The sequence below is a fragment of the Paenibacillus sp. FSL W8-1187 genome, from assembly GCF_037965485.1.
GTDB classification, from domain to species: Bacteria; Bacillota; Bacilli; order Paenibacillales; family Paenibacillaceae; genus Paenibacillus_O; species Paenibacillus_O pasadenensis.
The window spans coordinates 824,326-845,134 of the sequence record NZ_CP150181.1 but is presented as its reverse complement, the minus strand read 5'-3'; the positions used below and the strand labels follow the sequence as shown (position 1 = coordinate 845,134).

At 63.1% G+C, this 20,809-nt stretch carries 9 protein-coding genes; 2 read left to right on the top strand and 7 right to left on the bottom strand.

Translation table 11 applies throughout. The features are described 5' to 3' along the window. Positions 1-73: 73 nt before the first annotated feature. Together NYE40_RS03765 and NYE40_RS03760 are read left to right on the top strand one after the other, a co-directional pair. Complete coding sequence (locus tag NYE40_RS03765) at positions 74-1,843, top strand: sensor histidine kinase (protein WP_028600063.1); 1,770 nt, start codon at positions 74-76, stop codon at positions 1,841-1,843. Next, the gene (locus tag NYE40_RS03760) at positions 1,818-3,437 is read left to right on the top strand and encodes a response regulator (RefSeq protein ID WP_028600062.1); all 1,620 of its coding nucleotides are present in this window, start codon (positions 1,818-1,820) and stop codon (positions 3,435-3,437) included. Before NYE40_RS03765 ends, NYE40_RS03760 begins: the two co-directional genes overlap by 26 nt. Here NYE40_RS03760 and NYE40_RS03755 read toward each other — a convergent pair whose 3' ends face one another. The 7 genes from NYE40_RS03755 to NYE40_RS03725 form a co-directional block, all read right to left on the bottom strand. Further along, positions 3,438-4,469 (bottom strand): hypothetical protein, encoded by a 1,032-nt coding sequence (locus tag NYE40_RS03755; protein WP_101808508.1) that lies wholly within the window; start codon positions 4,467-4,469, stop codon positions 3,438-3,440. Between the two features lie 69 nt (positions 4,470-4,538). After that, positions 4,539-5,420 (bottom strand): carbohydrate ABC transporter permease, encoded by an 882-nt coding sequence (locus tag NYE40_RS03750; RefSeq protein ID WP_028600060.1) that lies wholly within the window; start codon positions 5,418-5,420, stop codon positions 4,539-4,541. Between the two features lie 16 nt (positions 5,421-5,436). After that, positions 5,437-6,336 carry an ABC transporter permease subunit gene (locus NYE40_RS03745; RefSeq protein WP_028600059.1) on the bottom strand — a complete coding sequence of 300 codons (900 nt, stop codon included), beginning with the start codon at positions 6,334-6,336 and terminating at the stop codon, positions 5,437-5,439. 123 nt (positions 6,337-6,459) lie between these two features. Continuing rightward, entirely contained in the window at positions 6,460-8,157 is a 1,698-nt protein-coding gene (locus tag NYE40_RS03740; protein ID WP_153782770.1) for an extracellular solute-binding protein, read from the bottom strand. A gap of 118 nt (positions 8,158-8,275) precedes the next feature. Then, positions 8,276-12,157, bottom strand: coding sequence for an S-layer homology domain-containing protein (locus tag NYE40_RS03735; protein WP_194843258.1), 3,882 nt, complete (start codon positions 12,155-12,157; stop codon positions 8,276-8,278). Positions 12,158-12,445: 288 nt separating this feature from the next. Continuing rightward, positions 12,446-13,468 (bottom strand): S-layer homology domain-containing protein, encoded by a 1,023-nt coding sequence (locus tag NYE40_RS03730; RefSeq protein ID WP_153782768.1) that lies wholly within the window; start codon positions 13,466-13,468, stop codon positions 12,446-12,448. Positions 13,469-13,517: 49 nt separating this feature from the next. Then, positions 13,518-20,762 carry a sugar-binding protein gene (locus tag NYE40_RS03725; protein ID WP_339279303.1) on the bottom strand — a complete coding sequence of 2,415 codons (7,245 nt, stop codon included), beginning with the start codon at positions 20,760-20,762 and terminating at the stop codon, positions 13,518-13,520. Between the last annotated feature and the right edge of the window lie 47 nt (positions 20,763-20,809).

The following is a 20,809-nucleotide window of genomic DNA, read 5'->3' as shown; positions in this document are numbered from 1 at the left end:
TGCGTAGGAGCGGCGGGCTATCCGGGCTATAATGAAAAAAAAAGACGCCCCCAAGCGGGAGGAGCCTGACGGCATGAGAACGTTCCTGAGCCGATTGACCATCTACCCGAAGCTGGTGCTGAGCTTCCTGCTGCTGCTCGTCCCGCTCGTCGCCATCAGCCTGCTCATGAACGCGCAGAGCGAAAGGCTCGTGCGCGACGAGATCATCCGCTCGACGCAGGCCAAGGCCGCTTCCTACATGCGCGTGCTGGAGTACGATTTCGGTCCGCTCATCACGCTCCAGCAGCAGTATGCCTTCGACGACGAGATTCGGGCGCTCGCCTACTCCTCGATCATCATGTCGGACCAGCAGTACACAGAGTCGATCCAGAACGTGCAGAAAAAGCTGACGACGCTCAAGTTCATGAGCTCGTACGTCTCCGACGCGTTTGTGCTGTTTCCCGGACTCGACCGCAAAGTATCGGCGGACAGCTACGGATCGGTCGATCCGGAGCAGGCGGCGGCGCTCAACCAGGTCATCAATCCCTATGAGGCGCCCTTCCTCGTCGATCGCGGCCGCCTCTGGCTGAGCAGCCCGTATCCAAGCTCGCCCCCGGTCGGCAAGGGCTTCACGATCGGCATGGAGCTGTCCGGAGCGTCGATCCGGCGCCTGCTGTCGGGCTTCGAGCTGACCGGAGAAGGAGCCGCCATGCTGACGAACGCGCAGATGAGCTGGCAAGAGAGCTACGGCCCGCTGCCGGACGACGCCACGGGATTCCGCGAGGAGCTTGCCTCCCGCATGGAGGCCGGCAGCAAAAGCGGCCTGTTCCTGCTGCGCGGCGGCGATGGGCGCAAGTATGCCTTCTACGAGACCTCCTCCCGGCTCGGGCTGACGCTCGTGCTGTTCCTCGACGAGCGGAGCTTCCTCGGACCGATCCAGCGCTTCGGCAACTGGACGCTGCTGCTGGCCGCCGCCTCGACGCTGCTCGCCCTGCTGTTCGCGTACGGCTTGTACCGGATCATCCACAGCCCGCTGCGGGAGCTGGTCCGCGCCTTCAAGAGCCTGGAGAAGGGCGATCTCTCGTTCAAGCTCCGCTACCGGTCCCGCGACGAGTTCAACTACTTGTACCTGCAGTACAACCGGACCGTCTCCCGCCTGCAGGAGCTGATCGACGAGGCGTACGTGCAGCAGTATCAGGTCAAGGCAGCCGAGCTGAAGCAGCTGCAGTCGCAGATCAATCCGCATTTCCTGTACAACTGCCTGTTCAATCTGTACCGCCTCGCCAAGCTGAAAGAGCATGACAAGGTAGCCGCCTTCACCAAGCATCTGGGCGACTACTTCCGCTATGTGACCAAAAACGCCGACAAGGTGCCGCTGCGGCAGGAAATGATGTTCGTGAACGCCTACGCCGCCATCCAGACGATCCGCTTCGAGGAGCATATCCGCGTCGAGCTGGACCCGATCCCGCCGGGATGGGAGGAGCTCGCCGTGCCGAAGCTGCTGCTGCAGCCGCTCGTGGAGAACGCCTATCACCACGGCCTGGAGGACCGCTCCGGGCAAGGACTTGTCCGGTTGTCGTTCCGCGAGGAGGACGGCCGGCTGCTCGTCCATGTGGACGACAACGGCGAAGCGCTCGACGAGGAGCGGCTGGACGCGATCCGCAAGCTGCTGGGCGATCCGGGCTTCCCGTCGGACAGCGAAGGACTGCGCAACGTCCAGCTGCGGCTGCGGCTGCACTTCGGCGAAGGCGCGCGCCTGACAGCCGACCGCAGCCCGCTCGGCGGCCTGTCGCTGACTCTCGTCCTGCCTGCCGAACAACAAAGGAGGAGCATCCAAGATGAAGCTGCTGATCGTGGACAATGAGCCGAATATCGTCCGGGGAATCCGGCATCTGATGGAGACCGAGGCGCCTTGGCCGCTGGAGGCGCTCACGGCGACATCCGCCGCCGAGGCGCTGGAGCAGCTGGAGCGGCATCCGATCGACGTCGCGCTGCTCGACATCCGCATGCCCGGCATGAGCGGCCTCGAGCTGCAGGCGGTCATGCGCGAGAGATGGCCGGCCTGCAAGGTCGTCTTTCTCTCGGGGTATGACGACTTCTCCTACATCCAGAAGGCTATGCGCGGCGGCAGCGTCGATTACGTGCTGAAAATGGACGGCGACGAGGCGATCCTGGAGGCGGTCGGCAAGGCGATCGGAGAGCTCGCCGAGTCCGAACGGATGAGCCGGCTGCTGGAGCAGGCCCGAGCGGCGATGGAGCAGTCGCTGTCGGCGCTGCGGCGCGACTACGCGCGGCAGCTGCTGGCCGGCACGGCCCCCGTCCGGCAGGAGCGCTTCGACGAGCTGCGGCTCGGGCTCGACGCGTCGCGCCCCGTCCTGCCGCTGCTCGCCCGCATCGACGAATGGGGCGCGGTCCGCTCCGACGCCGACAAGGCGCTGCTATGCTATGCGCTCGACAATATCATGCAGGAGCTGCTGGCCGGCAGCCGCATCGTCTGCTTCCTGGAGGAGGACGGCCTGGTCGGCCTGGCGCAGCCGGAGCCGGACGCCGCGCCAGACGGCTGGGCGAAGCGTCTGCACGATCAGCTCGAGCAGGTGCAGGAAGCGAGCCGCACGTACCTCAAGCTGCCGGTCTCGCTCGTCGCCGCCGAAAAGGCCGTGCCCTGGCAAGGCTTGCCGGCGAAGCAGGCCGAGCTGCGGCGCATCCTTTTTTACGGCTACGGCCAGCGCAAGGAAATGCTGCTCACCGACCGCGTGCTGCTCAACCATGCCCCGGCAGGAGCCGGGCAGCCGAGCGAAGCGCTCGTCGAGGCGCAGAACCGGCTCAAGCAGGTGCTGGACGCCGATCCGGCGCTGGACATGAAGCTGCTGGACGACTTCGACCGGCTCGCCGCCCTCTCGCGCCAGCTCGGCGGGCGGCATCCGTTCCTTTACGAGATGTACAACGGCATCACCTACATGCTGCTGTCGACCGCCAACCGCTCCGCGCGCGGCGACGAGTCCGAGCCGGCGTCATGGACGGCGCGCCTGTCCTCGCTGGACGCCCATCCGACCTGGGAGCATGCCCTCGATGCGCTGCGCTCCGCGCTCGAGAGCCTGCTGGAGAGCCGTCGGCGCGAAAGCGAGGCCGGCACCCATCAGGTCATCGGCCGGCTGACCGGATTCATCGAAAGCCATCTCGACGAGGACCTGTCGCTGAACCGGCTGGCCGATCTCGTCTACCTCAACCCGACCTACCTGTCCCGGCTGTTCAAGCAGCAGGCCGGCGTCGGGCTGTCCGAGCATATCGCGAGCCTGCGGCTCGCCCGCTCCTGCGATCTGCTGAAATATTCGCGCATGAAAATACAGGATGTCGCAGCGAAAGTCGGGTTCGACTCGGCGACATCCTTCGGACGGTTTTTCAAACGGGAAATGAATGCGACTCCCCAGGAATACCGGGATCGGGAAGGCGGCGGCTGATCAGAGCGGCCGGCTCGTCGCGACGGCGATGCTCCGCAGCTCGCCGCCCGCTCCGCTCCACGCTGGATCTCCGGGACGGGCGGGGCGGCAGGCGCAGTAAAAGTGGTACAGCGTCCCCTTCCAGCGGACGACGAACGACTTGTGCGCATGCGTCTGGTCGATCTCGCCCGGCGCTCCATGCGGCAGCGAAGGCTCGGGCAGGATGCGCCACGACTCCAGGTCGCGGGAGAGCGCGAGCAGCCCTTGCGCATGCTCGCCGTCGAAGCCGAACCCGAAATTGACCCACCAGCCGCTCGGCTTGTCGAAGCGGATGCACGGATCGCTGACATATCGGCTGTAGAACGTTCCTTCGCTGACGGCAAGCAGAGGATTGGCCGGATGCCGCTGCCAGACGCGCAGGTCGTCCGACCAGGCGAGCCCGGTCTGCTCGATCCACGGCCAGTCGGGCTTCTCCTTGGCGTTGTAGAACATCCAGTAGCGCCCCTCATGCTCCAGCAGGCAGCATTTGTACAGTCCGCCGCGCTCCCACTCCCCGCCATCGCCGAACGTCATCACCGGCTCGGGAAGACGATGCCACTCCAGCAGCTCCTCGTCCTCGCACCAGGCCAGCCCCATCGCCGCTCCCCCCTCCTCATAGCCGAAGTCCGGGTAGGCGTGATAGATCATCCAGTAGCGTCCGTCGACCTTCTTGAGCCGGGGCGTCTCGTCCAGATCGCTGCTCTCCAGCAGCATCCACGAGCCCGCCGCTCCGACATGGTCCCAGCGGGAGTCGTCCGTCCCCCGTCCGAGAATGACGCCGAGCCGCGTCCAGGCCAGCAGATCGTCGCTCGCGGCGAGCGCCGTCTGGTAGCCGCGCCCGTCGAAGCCGATATGCATCATGTAGAATCGATCCCGATGGCGGAAGACGAACGGGCAGTCGACCGCCTCGGAGTCATAGCGCCCGGGCTCGCCCGACGGCAGCAGGACCGGCTCGGGACGGCGATGCGGAGCGTGCAGGCGGGCCAGGTCCGGCAATGGATGGACGTCCGGCATTAGATCGACGTCCGACTCAGGGTGAACGTCTGACTTTGGGTGAGCGTCTGACATAAGGCAGTCTCCTCTCTATTCCTTGACGCTGCCGACGACGATGCCTTTGATGAAAAAGCGCTGCAGGAACGGATAGACGCAGATGATCGGCAGCGCCGCCAGGAAAATCTGCGCGCCCTTGAGCGTGCGGTCGGATACGGCGGCAAGCGTCGCGGCGTCCGACATCGTGACGAGCGTCAGGTCGCGGTTGATGACGACTGTCTGCAGATAGCTCTGCAGCGGATACTCGCTCGGGGAGTTCATCAGGATGAGGCCGTCGAACCAGGAATTCCAGTGGCCGACCATCGAGAACAGGATAAGCGTGGCGATCGCCGGCATCGACAGCGGCACATAGATGCTCCACAGGATGCGCCAGTGGCCCGCGCCGTCGACAAAGGCCGCCTCCTCCAGCTCCCGCGGCAGGCCGCGGTAGAAATTGAGCAGCAGCACGGCGTTGAACACGTTGACCGCGCCGGGCAGCACGAGCGCCCAGATCGAGCCGAGCAGGCCGAGCTTCTGGATGATCAGGTACCACGGGATGAGACCGCCGCCGACGAGGATCGTGACGACAAAAAACCAGACGTAGACGGTGCGGCCCTTGAAGGCGGCCGGCTCCTTGGACAGCGGATAGGCGAGCGTGATCGTCAGCAGCATGTTGATGGCGGTGCCGAGCAGCAGCCGCTCGACGCTGATGAGGAGCGCCCGCAGAAACTCGGGCTTGTTCAGCACGAATTCGTACGACTGCAGCGTGAAGTCGACCGGCCAGAGCGTGACGAGTCCGGCGCCGGCGGCGGAGCTGGAGCTGAGCGAGACGGCGAGCACGTTGACGAGCGGGAACAGGCAGAGCAGCGCGAGCAGCAGCAGGAAGCCGGCGTTGAAGGCGTTGAAGACGCGCCCTGCGCGGGTGAGATGATTCATGGCGACTCGCTCCTTTCTAGAAAATCCGATAGTTCGCCAGCCGGTACGCGAGGTAGTAGGACACCGAGATGAGGATGACCGACACGATCGACTTCATCAGTCCGACGGCGGTCGCGAGGCTGTACTGGGCCTGCTCGAGGCCGATCCGGTACACGAGCGTGTCGATGATGTCGCCGGTCTCGTAGACGACCGGGCTGTACAGGTTGAAGATCTGGTCGAAGCCGGCGTTCAGCACGTTGCCCAGGCTGAGCGTCGCCAGCAGCACGATGACGGGGATCATGCCGGGCAGCGTGATGTGCAGCGTCTGCTTCCAGCGGTTCGCGCCGTCGATGACGGCTGCCTCGTAGAGCGCGGGATTGATGCCGGCGAGCGCCGCGAGATAAACGATCGTGCTGAAGCCGAATTCCTTCCACACGTCCGATACGACCACGACCGCCGGGAACCAGCGCGCATCGCCGAGGAAAAAGACCGGCTCGATGCCGAACGCGCCGAGCAGCTGGTTGATGATGCCCTGCGACGGAGAGAGGATGTCGATCAGGATGCCGCCCAGAATGATCCAGGACAGAAAATGCGGCAGGTAGATCATCGTCTGGATCCAGCGCTTGAACAGCTGCAGCCGCAGCTCGTTGAGCAGCAGCGAGACGACGATCGGCACGGCCAGGCCGGCGACGATCTTCATGCAGGCGATGACGAGCGTATTGCGCACGACCGTGCCGATCTCCGGCAGCTGGAGCATGTAGCGAAAGTTGTCCAGCCCGTTGAACGGGGAGTCCAAGATGCCTTTGATGATCGAGAATTTCTGGAAGGCGATGACGAGCCCTCCGATCGGACCGTAGCTGAAGATCAGCACGAGCACGAGCGACGGTAAGACCATGAGATGAAGAGGCAGCTGGCGTCTCGCCTTGGCGCTGAACATGGGAATGCCCTCCTTTTGAAAAAAAAGCGGCGGCCAAGAGACCGCCATCCGCAGCCAAACCGCAGGAAAGGGATCGGAAGCAGCTCCGATCCCCCCGATTCGTCCGTCCGAGTCCGGAGGAACTCAGCCGTTTTTAGTGGCGTACCAGTCGTTCACTTCCTTGGTGATCTGCTCGCCGCCGAGCTTGCTCCAGTCGGTGACGAACTTGTCGAACGTATCGAGCGAGGCGCCGAGAATGATCTTGGTGAACGTCTCGAGCACGAGCTTGTCGAGGATGGCCTGCTTCTCGCTCATCGTCGGCGTCTGAGCGCCGAAGAACTCGCTTTTCATCAGGTTGCCGGCATCGACGTAGTTTTTGCCGATGACATCCCACGAGCCGCCGACGCCGAATACTTTGTTCGTGCCCCAGTTCGCCTTGTCGCCGTCCTGGAACTTCTTGATTTTGTCATAGTAGTCCTTGCCCTCCGGATTAAGCGCCGCAGGATCGCCGGACTCGAGCGCGGCGACAACCTGCTTGTGGATGGCGAGCAGCCCCTCCGGGGTGCCGAAGCCGTTGGACATGAGCGCGTATTTGAAGAACTCCACGCCGTCCTTGCTGTGGAACGTCGCCGGCTCGGCGTTTTCGCTGACGATCTTTTCGTTGTACAGGTTGAACAGCTTGATGATCGCCTCGGGATGCTCCGCGCCTTTGCGGACGACCCAGAAGGAGTTGAAGTCGGCCTTGGACTGGGCTTTGGCCGGCTCGCTGTCCGCGGACAGCACCGGGTAGGCGCCCCACTCGGCGTTCGGGTCCTTGGTCACGCTGTCCTGCAGCGGCCAGAGCGGATTCCACATCGCGCCGTAGCTCATGCCGACCTTGCCCGCCGCTTGCAGCTCGGCCGACTTGCCGCCGTCCTTGACGGCGAACTCCTTGTCGATCATGCCGGCCTTGTACAGCTCCTGCAGCTTGCCGAGCGCGGTTTTCATCTCCGGCTGGACGCTGCCGTAGACGAGCTTGCCGGAGTCGTCCTTGATCCAGATGTTGGCGTAGGCGTGATAGCCGTTCATGAGGCCGGTGAAGTCCGGGTAGCCGCCGAACAGATCCTTGGAGCCGGCCAGCGCGTACGTGTCCTTCTTGCCGTTGCCGTCCGGATCCTGGTTCGTGAAGGCGTCGGCGATCGCCATGAAGTCGTCCATCGTTTTCGGCTCCGGCAGGTTCAGCTTCTTCAGCCAGTCCGTGCGCACCCACAGCAGCGGAGCTCCGCCGAGATAATCCTCGGCCGGCGGAATCGCGAGCAGCTTGCCGTCATAGGAGGCGGCCGCCTTGGCGTTCGTGCCGCGCTCGACCATCTCCTTGGTGAGCGGCGAGCCGTAGGTCTCCAGCAGCGGCGTCAGATCCTCCAGCATGTCGGCCTCGGCCAGCTGCTGGAATTGCTTGGAGTCGACCATGAACAGATCCGGCAGCTCGCCGGAGGTGATCGACAGGTTCATCTTCTGGCTGTACTGGTCGCCGCTGACGACCCATTGGTTTTTGACCTGGATGCCCAGCTCGCTCTCGTAGGCGCGGTACCAGACGTTGTCGTCGATCGAGTCGCCTCCGTTGAACTTGAAGCTCGAGTCGGTGTAGCGGACCGTCGTCAGCTCGATCGGCGGATCGTACTTGGCGTTCGGATCGACCGGAGCAGCCGACGGCTGGGCGGACGGCGACGCTGTCCCTTCCGGCGAGCCTGCGGCTCCATTCGCCGCGTTGCCGCCGCTTCCTCCGTTGCTGCTGCAGGCGCTCGTAATGGCGAGCAGCAGGACGAGCGATAGCGCTGCGCTTCGTTGACGGATCTTTTTCATCTGCGTTGCCTCCCCTTATGTCATGCTTGTCGCTGCCTTGCGTTTCTTCCATGAGTCCATCATAAGGGATGCGGCATCCCGGTAAAATCGTCGTCTGTTTACTTTCCCTCTACCGCTATCAACTATGTCCCAGCTGTTCAAGAGCTCCGTACAGCAGGCGGACTGCTTCGGCTCGTGTCGCCTTTTCTTCCGGACGCAGCTTCCCGCCGCTGCCCTGGACGATGCCCATGCCAAGAAGCGACTGCATCGCTTCCTGCGCATAGCCCGACATCCGGCCGCTATCGGCAAAAGCGTTCAACGCGTCAGCAGAGCCAGGCTGCAAGCGGATGCCATGCGCCTGCATGGCGCGATAAAGCAGCGTCATCATTTCCTCCCTCGTCACCGAGGCTGCCGGGCGGAACGACACTCCATCGCCTGCCGCTATGCCGAGCTTGCGCGCGGCGGAAAGGGCAGCCGCATAATAAGCGGCGGCATCCACATCCTTGAAGCCGGCGTCGGAGGAATCCGGCTGCCACTCGAACAGGCGGGAGAGCATAAGGATAAAATCGGCCCGCTTCATCTCCGAGGCAGGCCCGAAGCGGCTGGCGCCGGTGCCGGCGATGATGCCGCGCGCGGCGAGCGCATCCAGCGGCTTCTGCGCCCAGCCCAGATGCCCCGTATCCGTGAAGGCGGCCGGCGCGAAATCAGGAACGAACGAGCCTGACGATCCGACCGTGAAGCTCAGGATGCCCCGCTCCGCATCGAATCGGCTGTTCGGGATCGGCAGCAGGCGGCCGCCCTCCAGCACGCGCTTCGCGACGAGCGCCTGTGGACGAAGCTTCTGCTCGGCCGACGCCGGGAAGGACGCTTCAAGCGTCAGCCCGGACGCTCCTGAGGCGACGGCGAACGGATTGCCTCCGGATTCAAGCCGCAGCTGCAGCGTAGGCCCGATGTTCAGCGTCAGCCTGAGGCCGCCGCTCGCGCCGAGGCTGCCCGGGACTGAGATCATGCCGCCGGGCAGCAGGATGCTTGTCGTGAAGCCGGCGCGGGAGCCGTCGACGAGCGCCGCAGGCAGCTCCAGCGAATAGGAATCGGACGTCGCGGCTTGCTGCGCATCGAGGACGAGGCTGCGAAGGCCGTCCGACTGCTTCAACAGCTGCGCCCAGGCTTCAGGCGCAAGTCCAGCCGTCCATGCTCCGTCCTTGACCGAACCGGACAACGGCAGACGCAGCGTGCCGTTCTCCACGGACGGCGTCGGCGTCGGGCTTGCGCCGGCGCTCGGCGTCGGCGTCAGGCTTGCGCTGGCGCTCGGCGTCGGCGTCGGACTTGCGCTGGCGCTCGGCGTCGGCGTCGGGCTTGCGCTGGCGCTCGGCGTCGGCGTCGGGCTTGCGCCGGCGCTCGGCGTCGGCGTCGCCTCGCCCTTTTTCGGCTCGAATACCCGCACATAGTCGACATACATGTCGAGCTGGTCGCCGTACTGCGCCAGGTCGATCGGCCAGCCTCCGCCGAGAGCCAGGTTCAACATGAAATAAAGCGGCGTATTCGCCTGCTCGAACGTGTCATGCCTCCACACTTCTATGTTGTCGATATAATAGATGACTTCCGACTTCGTCACCTTCGCGCCGTACAGATGCCAGGTCGAGGCGCTGTCGCCGAAGGAAAAGCTGTTCGGCAGGCAGCTCGTGCCGTGAGTCTCGGGCTGGCCGGCCCACCAATGCTTCGCTTGGCATACCCCCTGCGGATTATGGCCGTAGCCTTCGACGATGTCGATCTCCGCCGTAGACGGGCGGCCGCTTGCCCCGGTACTGTCCTGGGACATGAGCCAGAACGCGGGCCATGCGCCTTTGCCGGCCGGCATCTGGATGCGGGCCTCGAAGTAGCCGTTCGTCGCCGCAAAGCCCGAGCCGTCAACTCTCACGGAGGACAACAAGCCGCTCACGTGCTCGCGGTGCCAGCCTTGCGGATCGGCGTAGTCCGCCGGAGCCTTGCTTGCGCGGATGCGCAGGAAGTTTTCGCCGAGCACAGCGAACGGATTGACGCTGCCCGCCGGATCAGCAAAGATCGCCTCGCCGAACTCGGAGCCGTTCGGCCAATCCGGCTTGATGGCTGCATATTTCGCTCCCTCGCCGGTTCTGGATACGGACAGCGGGCCGTTGAAGTCATCCTCGAACACGACGTCCATGCCTTCCGCCTGCGGCGGCGCAGCATCCGGAATTCCATTGTTCCAAACGACGCCGCCTTCGTTGTACAGCTGCACATAGCTGCGGGCCGACTTGACGAAATCGGGATCGCCGGGCGCGGAATCCCAGGCCTGCAGGACGATCGTCAGCGGACCGTGCGGCAGCTTGTCCGCATCGATCGACAAGGCAGCCTCGTCGGCCTCGTTCGGAACGGCCTGGCCGATCAGGGCGCTGTAGCCGCTCGGGTCTTCATGATCGGCATCCGGCTGATGCCAGACACGGGCCTCGATATTTTTCATGCCGGGCGCCTTGAAGGCGAGTTCGAACTCGCCCTGGACGGAAGAGCCGATAGCCGGAGCTAAAATCTCCAGCTCAGGATCGCGTTCCACCGGAGGCGGATTGTCCGGCATCGGCTCCTTTCGCGTATCGACGAGCTTCAGCTCGGTCATGCCGCTGCGGGCTGCGCCAGCATGCGTCAGGACGATGCGAAAACGGTCCGACATGACCGGATCGAAGCGCACCAGATTGAGCGTGTCCGCTGTAGGCGACGCCGGCTCGCGGATTTGATTCGGCGCCGGCTGCCAGGCCGATCCGTCCCAATATTCCAGCTCGTAGGCTTGCGGAACGACCACTCCGCCGCCGTCATCGAAGAAGTAGAGTCCGGCCGCATCTTTGGAAAACACGCTCCCATAGTGGATCTGAACCCAGTCCTGGGCGTTCGGAGAGCCATAGGAGGTCCAGCGGTTGCGCGGGAAGTCGGTATACGAGACGATGTCGTCGTTGAGCTGCGCGATAGCGTCCCCTCCGTTCGTGTAAGAGGCGCTGGCGACGCCGCTATCCGGTTCGGCCGGCAGGGACTGTTCAAAGGAGTCGACGTACTGGATCTCGGTCATCCCCGCTTTGGCGGCTCCATAGACGAGAACGACGCGGAACTTCTGCGCCGTCACCGGCTTGAAGCGGACCGTATTGAGCGTATTGCCCGCCGGCTCGGCCGGTGTCTTGACCTGCTCCTCGGCGCTGACCCATGCTCCCTGCGAATCCTGGTACTGGATGTCGTAGGAGGCCGGCGCTTGGACCCCGCCGCCGTCGGCATACAGGAACAATCCGGCCGCATCCTTGCGAACCGGCACGCCGAAGTTCGACTGCACCCAGTCGGAGGCGTTCGGCGACTCGTAGGAGGTCCACCGGTTGGCCGGCTTTGCTCCATAAGAGACAATGCCGTCGTTCACGTGGCTGACCTGGTCGAGCCGGAACGTATACGAGGCCGACACGATGCCGAGCGGTGCAAGCTCCGCGCCGGGCAGCGCCTCTGTGGACGAGTCGAACAGCTGGATTTCCGTAGCGCCGCTCTTGCTCCCCGAATGCGTGAACACGATGCGGAACTTCGAGGCTTGGACGGGATCGAATCGAAGGAGGTTCAGCTCGTTGCCGGCCGGCTCGGCCGGCTGCGCGGACAGGCCGGCTACGCTGTTCCACTCCGTCCCGTCCCACGCCTGCACATCGAGCGCCTGAGGCGGAGTAACGCCGCCTCCGTCCGAGAACAGATAGACGGCCGCGGCATCGCGCGTCGTCCCGCCTCCGAAGTCGAACTCGATCCAATCCGATGAATTCGGGGATTCGTACGAGGTCCAGCGGTTTTTCGGGGCATCATTGTAGGAAACGATGCCATCGGCGACATGCGCCAGGTTGTCCCCGTGATACGTGTAGGAGGCGGATAGCGCCGGCTCCGGCAGCTCCTCTCCAGGCGACTCGGCAGATGCCGGCGCCGGGACGAATCCGAACAGCATCGCCAAGCTCAGCGCCAGTGCCGTTCCTTTGATCCACGGTGCTCTTTTTTTCATGATCTGCATTCCCTCCGTCTCTTCATGGCTGCATCGCGCTGCTGGCTATGGACAGCCAGGCTTGCGCTTGCCCGCAGCGCGATAGCTCAACGATAAGGGAGGACGGTCGCCGGGGAAATCGTCCGATGCCGACATCGAGTCTGCATTTGTTTACCGATCGAATCTCGATTGATTTCCGGATGATTTTCAGACACTAAAAAACGCATCTCCCGGATGATTCATTGGAGCAGCCGTCATGGCTTGCCAATGTCCATCCAAGAGATGCGTCTCCACCTACATTCTCAGCCCTTAGCCCATCATCGCCAGCATCCGGTGCAGCAGCACGGCCAGCTCGGCCCGCGTCGTCGAGGCTTGCGGCATGAGCCGGTCGCGGCTCCCCTTCACGATTCCGGAGGAGACGAGACGAGCGGCCGGCTCGATCGCATAGGCGGACAAGGCGTCCCGGTCCGAAAATGCCGCCAGCGCCGCTTGCGCATCGGACTCGGCGAGCGGCCGGCCGATCGTCGCCAGCGCGCGGTCCAGCATCGTCATCAGCTCCTGCCGCGTCACCGGGGACTCCGGCCGAAACCGGCCATCCGCGTCGCCGTTCAGGATGCCGGCCGCGCGCAAGCTTCCGATGGCCGAAGCATAATACTTGCCCGGAGTTACGTCAGGAAACGCTTCTGCCGCAGCGCCGCCCTCGATGCCGAAGGCGCGCACGGCCATCAAGGCCAGATCCCCGCGCTTGACCGGCTTGCCCGGCTCGAACAGGCCTTGGCCCGTTCCGTTGACGATGCCGAGCTTCGACAGCTCCGAGATTGCTTCTGCCGCCCAGCTCCACTTCGCGTCGACGTCGCGGAACGATGCGGCCGTCGAGGCGACCGGGATGGAGACGGCCGCCGATACGGAGACCGTTTCCATCTTCAGCGCCGAGTCGACCGTCTTCAAGCTCGCGAGGGAGATGCGCGCTGTGCCTGTGCCGACCGGCTCAAAGAGCAGCGTCGCCAGCTCGGTCGAGCCTTTTTTTCCGGCGACAGGCCCGATCATCGTATGCGCGAAGCGGACCGTCCCTTCGCTTTCGATCGGAGCGGTCGACATGCCCGGCATGGCGCTGGCCGCTTTTTTGAACCGAAGCCTTGCCGTATCATAGGACAGCGTCGCGTCGAAGGCATAGAGATCGGTCAAATTCTCGCCTCGCAGCACGACTTGAATGTCTCCGGAGGGAGAAACGGAAGCCTTCAGCGAGTAGGCCGGAGAAGCCGCCGCATAGGACGGCCGCGCTCCGAGCAGCAGGACGAACGACAAGACAAGCAGCATAGCTAGACGCGGCATCGTTGCATTCCTCCTATTTTGGTCTTGTCATCCGTAGGTGAATGATGCCCTACTCCGCCAGCCAGTCGTCCAGGATGAGGCGCGCGACGGCCGCGAGCGCTTGAATCGTAATCTCCCCGGAGTCAAACAAATCGGCAGCTGCGACATCCTGCCAGCCGGCATCGGTCGATTTTTTGCCGAAGGCTTTGACCAGCAGGGCCAAATCCTTGACCGTCACGCTTGTTTGACCCGGGACGAGCGTAATGATGCGGGTCAAAAACGTCTGATGCGCCGACTCGATCGCGCTTTTGGCCTGATCCACCTGCGCCTGAGTCGCGGCTGGATCGCCGCTGACGGCGGAGGCGCTGTCGATCGCCGCTTGCAGAACCGCCTTGGAGCCGACGGCGTATTGGCCGACCTTCGTGCCTTCCTTGGCCTTGCTCGCCTTGGCTTTGGCCGCATTGACGGCGGCGGCCAGAGCCGTCTTATCCGCCGAGCCGACGATGACCTTGCCGGTGAACAGGCTGACGGCATCGGCAAGCGCCGCTGCGGCTGCATTCAGCTCGGCTTGCGTCGCCGAAGCATTGCCGTATACGGCCGCCGCGGCGTCGATTGCCGTTTGCAGCTCCGCCTTGGCTCCGACAGGGTACTGTCCCGCCGCCGTGCCTTCGACAGCGCTGTCATGCCGCGCTTGCGCGCTGGCGATCGCGGCGCCCAGCGCGCTGCGGTCGACGTCGACGATCGCGATCGACGCGGCGCTTCCGGCGACATTGGCCGTCGCGCTATCATCTCCTGCCGTCGACAGCGCGAGGAGCGAGACGGCGGCCGTCCCGGTTCCGGCACCGGCTTTGACCGAGCCGCGCAGCCGCAGCAGATCGCCGCCTTGGTCGATCGCTGCGCCCGTGCTCGCCAGCAGCAGACGGAGCTGGCCCTGCTCGGGCTTGACGGCGCTGCCGATCAGCTGCAGTCCGTCGAGGAGGGAAGCCGCGGCCCCCTCCGCCAAGGCGAGCTTGCCGTCCTCCGCGGCGACGGTCTCGAAGGCGAGCTTGGAGGCATCATACGCCAGCGTGACGTCGATGACGGAGAACGGCTCGCTGACGCCGTCGATGCCGACGGTCCATTCAAACGGCTGGCCGATCCGAGCCGAGGCGGGAGCGGTCAGCTTGCCGACCAGCTCCTCGGGCTGCTCCGTGCCGCCGCCGGTCTGAAGCGACGATTGGGAGGAGAGCAGCAGATCGCCGAATTTCGTCGGACTTTTGCCGGAGCCGATGCCGTCCATATACCGCAGATAGCCTTCGCGTCCGTTTCCGTCATTGTCGTTCACCAGCACCGAGAGTCCGAGATTCGTCGCATTCGCGGCGGCCGGCTTCTGGCTGTCGGTCAAGACGGCGTCCCAGGGGAAGGCGATGACGTAATACGTCTTGCCGGCCGCTTCATCGCGGCTGAATTTGTAGCGGATGTCATTTAGATTGCCGCCCGCAACCGGTCCCCAGCTCTCGACGCCGAGCGCGGAGACGCCGGTGGCCGCATTGTACGAAGCGATGAATCTCGGATGGTCCGTATCCTGATCGACACGGGTTTTCCGCTCCGGATCGAACGACACCTGCAGGCTGTCCGCTCCCCAGGCTTCGCCCACATTGGCCGCATTCATGCTGTGGACGTCATCCTTCACTTCCAGCGCCAGATACAAGTATTGATCGTCCCATTTTACGAGCTGTTTCCCCGAGCGGTCGCTCTCCGTAGCTGGCGAGCCGTCAAACGTGACCGACTGCAGCTGCGTCCCCGCCGCCCCCGCCCACTGAGCCGGGTCGATGACGCCGTTCACCTCGATCGGAGCGTCCGCGTTGACGCGGGTCGCCGTCAGGCTGGACAGCGGCTTGGTCAACGTCTGGTCGTAGCCGTCCCCGTTCGTAATGCGGAAGGTGAATGAGGTCCGGCTGTCCGGGTTGAGCGACGGAGCCGGGATCGTCACCGTCTGCTTCGCTCCGGCCTCGATCGAATCGAACGGATAGCTGCCGGCCGATCCGGATGGCGCGGTCACTTGCACCGTACCGGCTTCAAGAGTGCCGGAGCTGCGCTTGTTGGACAGCTCGACCTTCACCTCGTAGCCGGTTCCATCGGCTTTCAGGGCCGGATAGATTTCGATGCCGAGCGAATCGGCGCTGTTTTTCGCCAGCAGCGAACGCGCCTTGTACCGCGTGCCGTCGGCCGCGACCGGAGTGATCTGCAGCCGCTCCTCTTTTTTGATGGAGCTCTCGGGCACATGCAGCACGATCGTATCCTTGGCTGCTCCCGCTGCGAACGATCCGCCCGACACGACGCTCCAGCCTTGCGGCAGCTCGATGTCGTACGTGCCGGAGAGCGCCTTGGCTCCGTCCGTCACGCGATTGATCTCGACGGCCAGATCGCTGCCGGGCGTGAAGGAGACCGGACTGTAAGCCGCCGTGTCAAAAATGACGCTTGGACGATTCGACGGATTCTCATACACGCGCACCCAGTCGATGTACATGTCCGATTCGTACCCGTAGCGGTCGAATCCATAACCCGGCGCATACGAATCGGTATTGTTCGTGATGGCGTTGTTGACTAGGAAGTAGTTCCCTTTCCGCCAGGAGAGCGGAAGCGTCTTTTCCCGGTACACCTGCCGGTTGTCGAAATAATACGTCGTATACTCCTCGGCGACGTGGACGGCATACGTATGGAATCCCATCGCGATATTGCCGGCATCGCTGCCGAGCAGCTGGACCGTGTTCACGGACTTGCCGTCCGTATCCTGCGCATACTCGTAGCCCCAAGGATGAGTCGCGATATTATAGCCGGATGTCGTCGGCAAGTAAGCCTCGATGATGTCCAGCTCGTCCGTATGCACGTCTCCGACGCCGGTCAGCGTCCAGAATGCCGGCCATTGCAGCGGGTTCGCTCCGACGAAAAAGCGCGTTTCCAAATACTGCTCCGTATACGGCTGCGTGCGGAATCCGACGCCGTCGTCGCCGACCGAGCTCAGGAATCCCGTCGTGAAGTTGCGCTGATAGCCGTCCACGCTGGCCGGCAGCTTGTCTTCATAATAGGTCGTCTTGATGCGCAGATAGTCTTCCACTTGCGAGAACGGATTGTACTCGCTCTCGAATTTGGCGAACAAGGCGCCGCCGTAATCCTGATAGTCCGGCTTGTGGGACGTATAGGTCGTGCGGACGCCGCCGGCCGTCTTGCCCGTGGCCGAAATCGTCGGCATCGTCTTGAAGTCGTCCGCGAACGTCACCTGCAGGCCGTTCCCTTGCAGCTCCGCCGGCAGCGCCGCGCTGTCGAGGCCGATATTCCATTCGACCCCGCCGTTGTTGTAGAACTGGAAGTAATCCTCGATTTCCGTTCCGTCCGACTTGAACGCCTTCACCTTGACCGCGGTCGGGCCATGGGGGAACTCGTCGGCATCGAACGCGAACGAGCCCTTTCCTTCAGGGTCCAGCGTCACCGAAGCGAGCTCGACGATGTAGCCGCTCGGGTCCGGATGAGCCGCATCCGGCTGATGCAGCATATAGGCCTTGGCCGTCGCGTAGCCCCCTGGAGCCGTGAATTCGAGCTCCGTCTGCCCTTCGATCTCCGCCCGGTAAGCCGGAGACAGCAAGGTGACGAGATTCGGCAGCGCCTGCTTCGGGGCGACGATCCCGACCGACAGCTGCGGATAGACGTTGCCGCCAGCCTTGGGCGTGATCTTGATCTTTCCGGATTGAAGCGTATAGGATTCCGGCACCTGCACGACGATCGTATCGGTTGCCTGGCCTGCCGCAAAGCTTCCTCCGGAGAGGACGGACCAGCCCTGGGACGGGAAAGCCACGCTGTACGTGCCGGACAGCTGCTGCGCCGCTTCGTCCCGCGTGATCGCGAACGACGCCTGCTCTCCTTGCGTCACGTTCAGCGTCTCGGGCGCGCTGAACCCGGCTACGACCGCGGTCGGATCATCGACGTAGCGGAACCCGGTGACGACGACGTCCCCGCGGCTGTCGTCTCCTTTGACCTTGAGCTCCAGCACATGATTGCCGCCGTGCAGGCCCGTGCGTTCCAGCACCTTGGCGTTGCTGTCATTCACGGCGCTTTTGGAGTCGATCGTCTGGAGGAACTCGCCGTCCAGGTAAGCGTCCAGCAGGCCGCCTTCGTCATAGGTTCTCATGAAGACCGATACCGCCGTGCCTTTGAAGTCGAACTTTACGCTCTGTCCGTCGTTCCCGCTCTGGGAATGGTTGTACATCCAGCCCCAGTTGTCGCTCCACCAGCCTCCGTTGGCCGTAAAATAAGCCTTGTTCTGGGTCGCGGGATTGAAGTTGGCCCAGCTGCCGCTCGAGCCGCCGTCCTTGCTGCGGTAAGGATAGGTCGAGCTGTTGACGTCGATCGTGCGCGGCTGCGTCGACGGCGCATAGTTGTATTCGAAGCCCTCGATCGCGATGCTTCCGGACGAAGTCGCTCTCAGCTCCACCATATGGTAGCCTGCGCCAAGTCCGCTTTTGCTGAACACCCGCTTTTTCCCGCTGGTGCCGGCGCTGTCGACCGAGGCCTGCTTCTCTCCGTCGAGGTAGATGTCGAAGCTTTTGCCCCCGTCGAAATAGCGGGCATACAGCGCGACCGCGTCTCCTTCGAACTCGAATTTCAACGAATCGCCTATTCCGGCATTGATATACATCCAGCTCCAGTTGTCGCTCCACCAGTTGCCGTTGAAGGTGAACGGATACGTCGGCTGGGAGCTGCGCTTGAACTCGTTCCAGCTTCCCGCAGAGCCCCCGGACAGCGACACATACGGATAGGCCGCCGAATTGATCGAACGGATCTGATCGCCTGTAATCGCCGGCGCTTCCGGAGCGTCAGGCGCCCGCATCAAGACCTTGATCGGCTTGTAGGAGCCGTCGCTCGCCGTCGGCGTAATGGTCAAGACCCCTGACTTCTTCGTATAGGCAGCGGGCACTTTCACGATAATCGAATCGGCATAACGATTCGTCGTGAAGCTTTGGCTCGTGAGCGGCTTGAACTCTCCGTTTTGCTTGACCAGCCAGCCTTCCGAGGGGAACTCAAGCTCATAGCTGCCGAAGCGTGTTCCTGCGGCGCCGTTGCGCTGGATATTCACGGTCAGCTCATCTCCGGGCCCTGCCGAAAATATCGTTTGATCCGCCGTGAATTTGGCCAGATTGGGATCCTCGAGATGACGGTATTCAAATCCTACGATGCGAATGTAAGAGCCTCCAGGCACAGCGGAAGAATCGGTGCCTTTTACATTCAACGTATGATCGCCGTTCTCTAGCCCGTCGATTTCATAGGCCCGAACCGATTTTTCCTCGCCGCTGCTCAAATTGACGCGCTGCTTGAACTGGCCGTCGACCAGGATGTCGACTTCGCCGCAGGTGCTGCACTGCATCAGCTCCACCGCAGCGGATATGCCGTTGAACTTGAACTGCATGTCGGACTGCGGCTCGTTGCGGACATACATCCAGCTCCAGCTGTCGCGCCACCAGCCTCCGCCGACGACGTTGAAGTATTGCTCCTCGTTGGCCGCGGGATCATAGCTGCTCCATGCTCCGGCCTGCTCGCCCGACAAGCTGCGGTACGGATAGGTCGAGCTGTCGACCCGAATCAGCTCGCCGTCGGTTCCCGTCGCATTGGCTTTGACGACAATGGGCGGATACGAGGTGCCCGCGCTGTCTGTCGGCGTGATCGTGATCGATTCCGTCGTCTCGTAGGCCTGAGGCACGAGGAAGGCCAACTCGTCGGAGTCGGATCCGGAGGCGAACGCCACTTCATGCGGCTCGGCCATCGGGATGAACGTTCCCGACTCGTCCATGATCTTCCATCCGTCCGGAGCGCTTACTGCGTAGTGGCCGGAAAGCGCCTTTGCCTCCGCGTTGCGGCTGACCTTGACGCGCACGACGTCGCCAGGGAGCGCTTTTTTCTCCTGCTCGCTCTCGAAGCGCACCGTTCCCGGCGCGTCCTGGTATACGCGCACCCAGTCGATATACGTTTCCGCCTGATTGCCATAACGGGTAAACCCGCCTGGCATCTCGAAATTGGCGAAAGGATCGCTGCTGCCGTCGCTGATTCCGTAGTGGTCCGACACAGCGGCGTTGATGATGAAATAATTCCCGTACTCCCAGCTGAACGGCAGCGTCTTGTGCTTCGCGACTTGAATGTTGTCGCAGTAGTAGTACGTCCATTCCTTCGTGATGTAGGTGGCCAGCGTATGGAATCCCATCGCCAGGTTGATGTTGCCGAATTCCGGCGCATCCAGCTCCACCTTTGCTCCGCCGCCGAGCTTCGAAGCATCGTAGCCGGCTGCCGGCCCTTTGTCGTAGCCCCAAGGATGCCAGGCGATCTGATAGCCGGCCGGCGTGCCCATGTAGCCTTCGATAATATCGATCTCATCGCTCGGCTCGTTGGGCAAGTTCGCGTTCTGCACATAACCGTTGGCGGTTAACGTCCAGAAAGCCGGCCACATGCCGGGATTGGCGCCGAAAAACATCTTCGCTTCAAAATACTGGTTGCGTCCGCCTTCCGTGTAGAAGCCTCCGCCCGCCTGGTTCATCGAGCTCAGGTAGCCGGTGCTGATCTTCTGTCCCCAATAGTCGTTGCGGACATAGCCGGTCGGGTGATAGGTCGTCGTCAGCTTCATCAGCTCGTTGTCCTGGATGGCGAACGGATTGTAAGGCCCGTCGAAATCCTCGAATGCGCCCCAGCCGAACATGCCGCCGCGCGCCTCGTCGATTTTAGCCGAAGCGTACTTCGCTCCGATGCCGGTTTTGTTGATGGCCGGCATCGTTTTGAAATCGTCGCTGAACACGACGTCCATGCCTGCCGTCACCGGATTGGCGGGCGCTTCGTCGAGTCCGAGCTTCCACCGCACGCCGGCTTTGTTGTACAGCTGCAGGTAGGCGTTGTCGAGCTCCGCCCCATTTTGAAATACCTGGATTCGAATCGTAATGGGACCGTACGGATATTGGCTGGCGGGGAACGAAATCGTGCCGTTGCCGCTCGTCAAGGCGACCTCGCCCACCAATTCCTTCGTCCCGTTGCTGTCGCTTGCCAGATCGGCAGGCTGCTTTTGGGAATAAATCTTGGCCGTGGTGCCAAGCTGGTTGTAAAACTCGATGTCGATCGTATCGTCCGTGATCTCAGACCGATACGCCGGCGACAGGATGCTGGTGAAGCGGTCTCCGGCTCCGCTTTCCGCCGCTTTTGCGATCCCTTGCAGGCCTGTCCCGCTCATGAAGCTGGAAAGGAGCATGGCGAAGGCCATGACGAGCATCATCGAACGATGAGCGCTCTTCTTTCTACCCGACATTTTCATTCCTCCCTGATTCGAGTTGAGATGGATCGGATGGACATGAC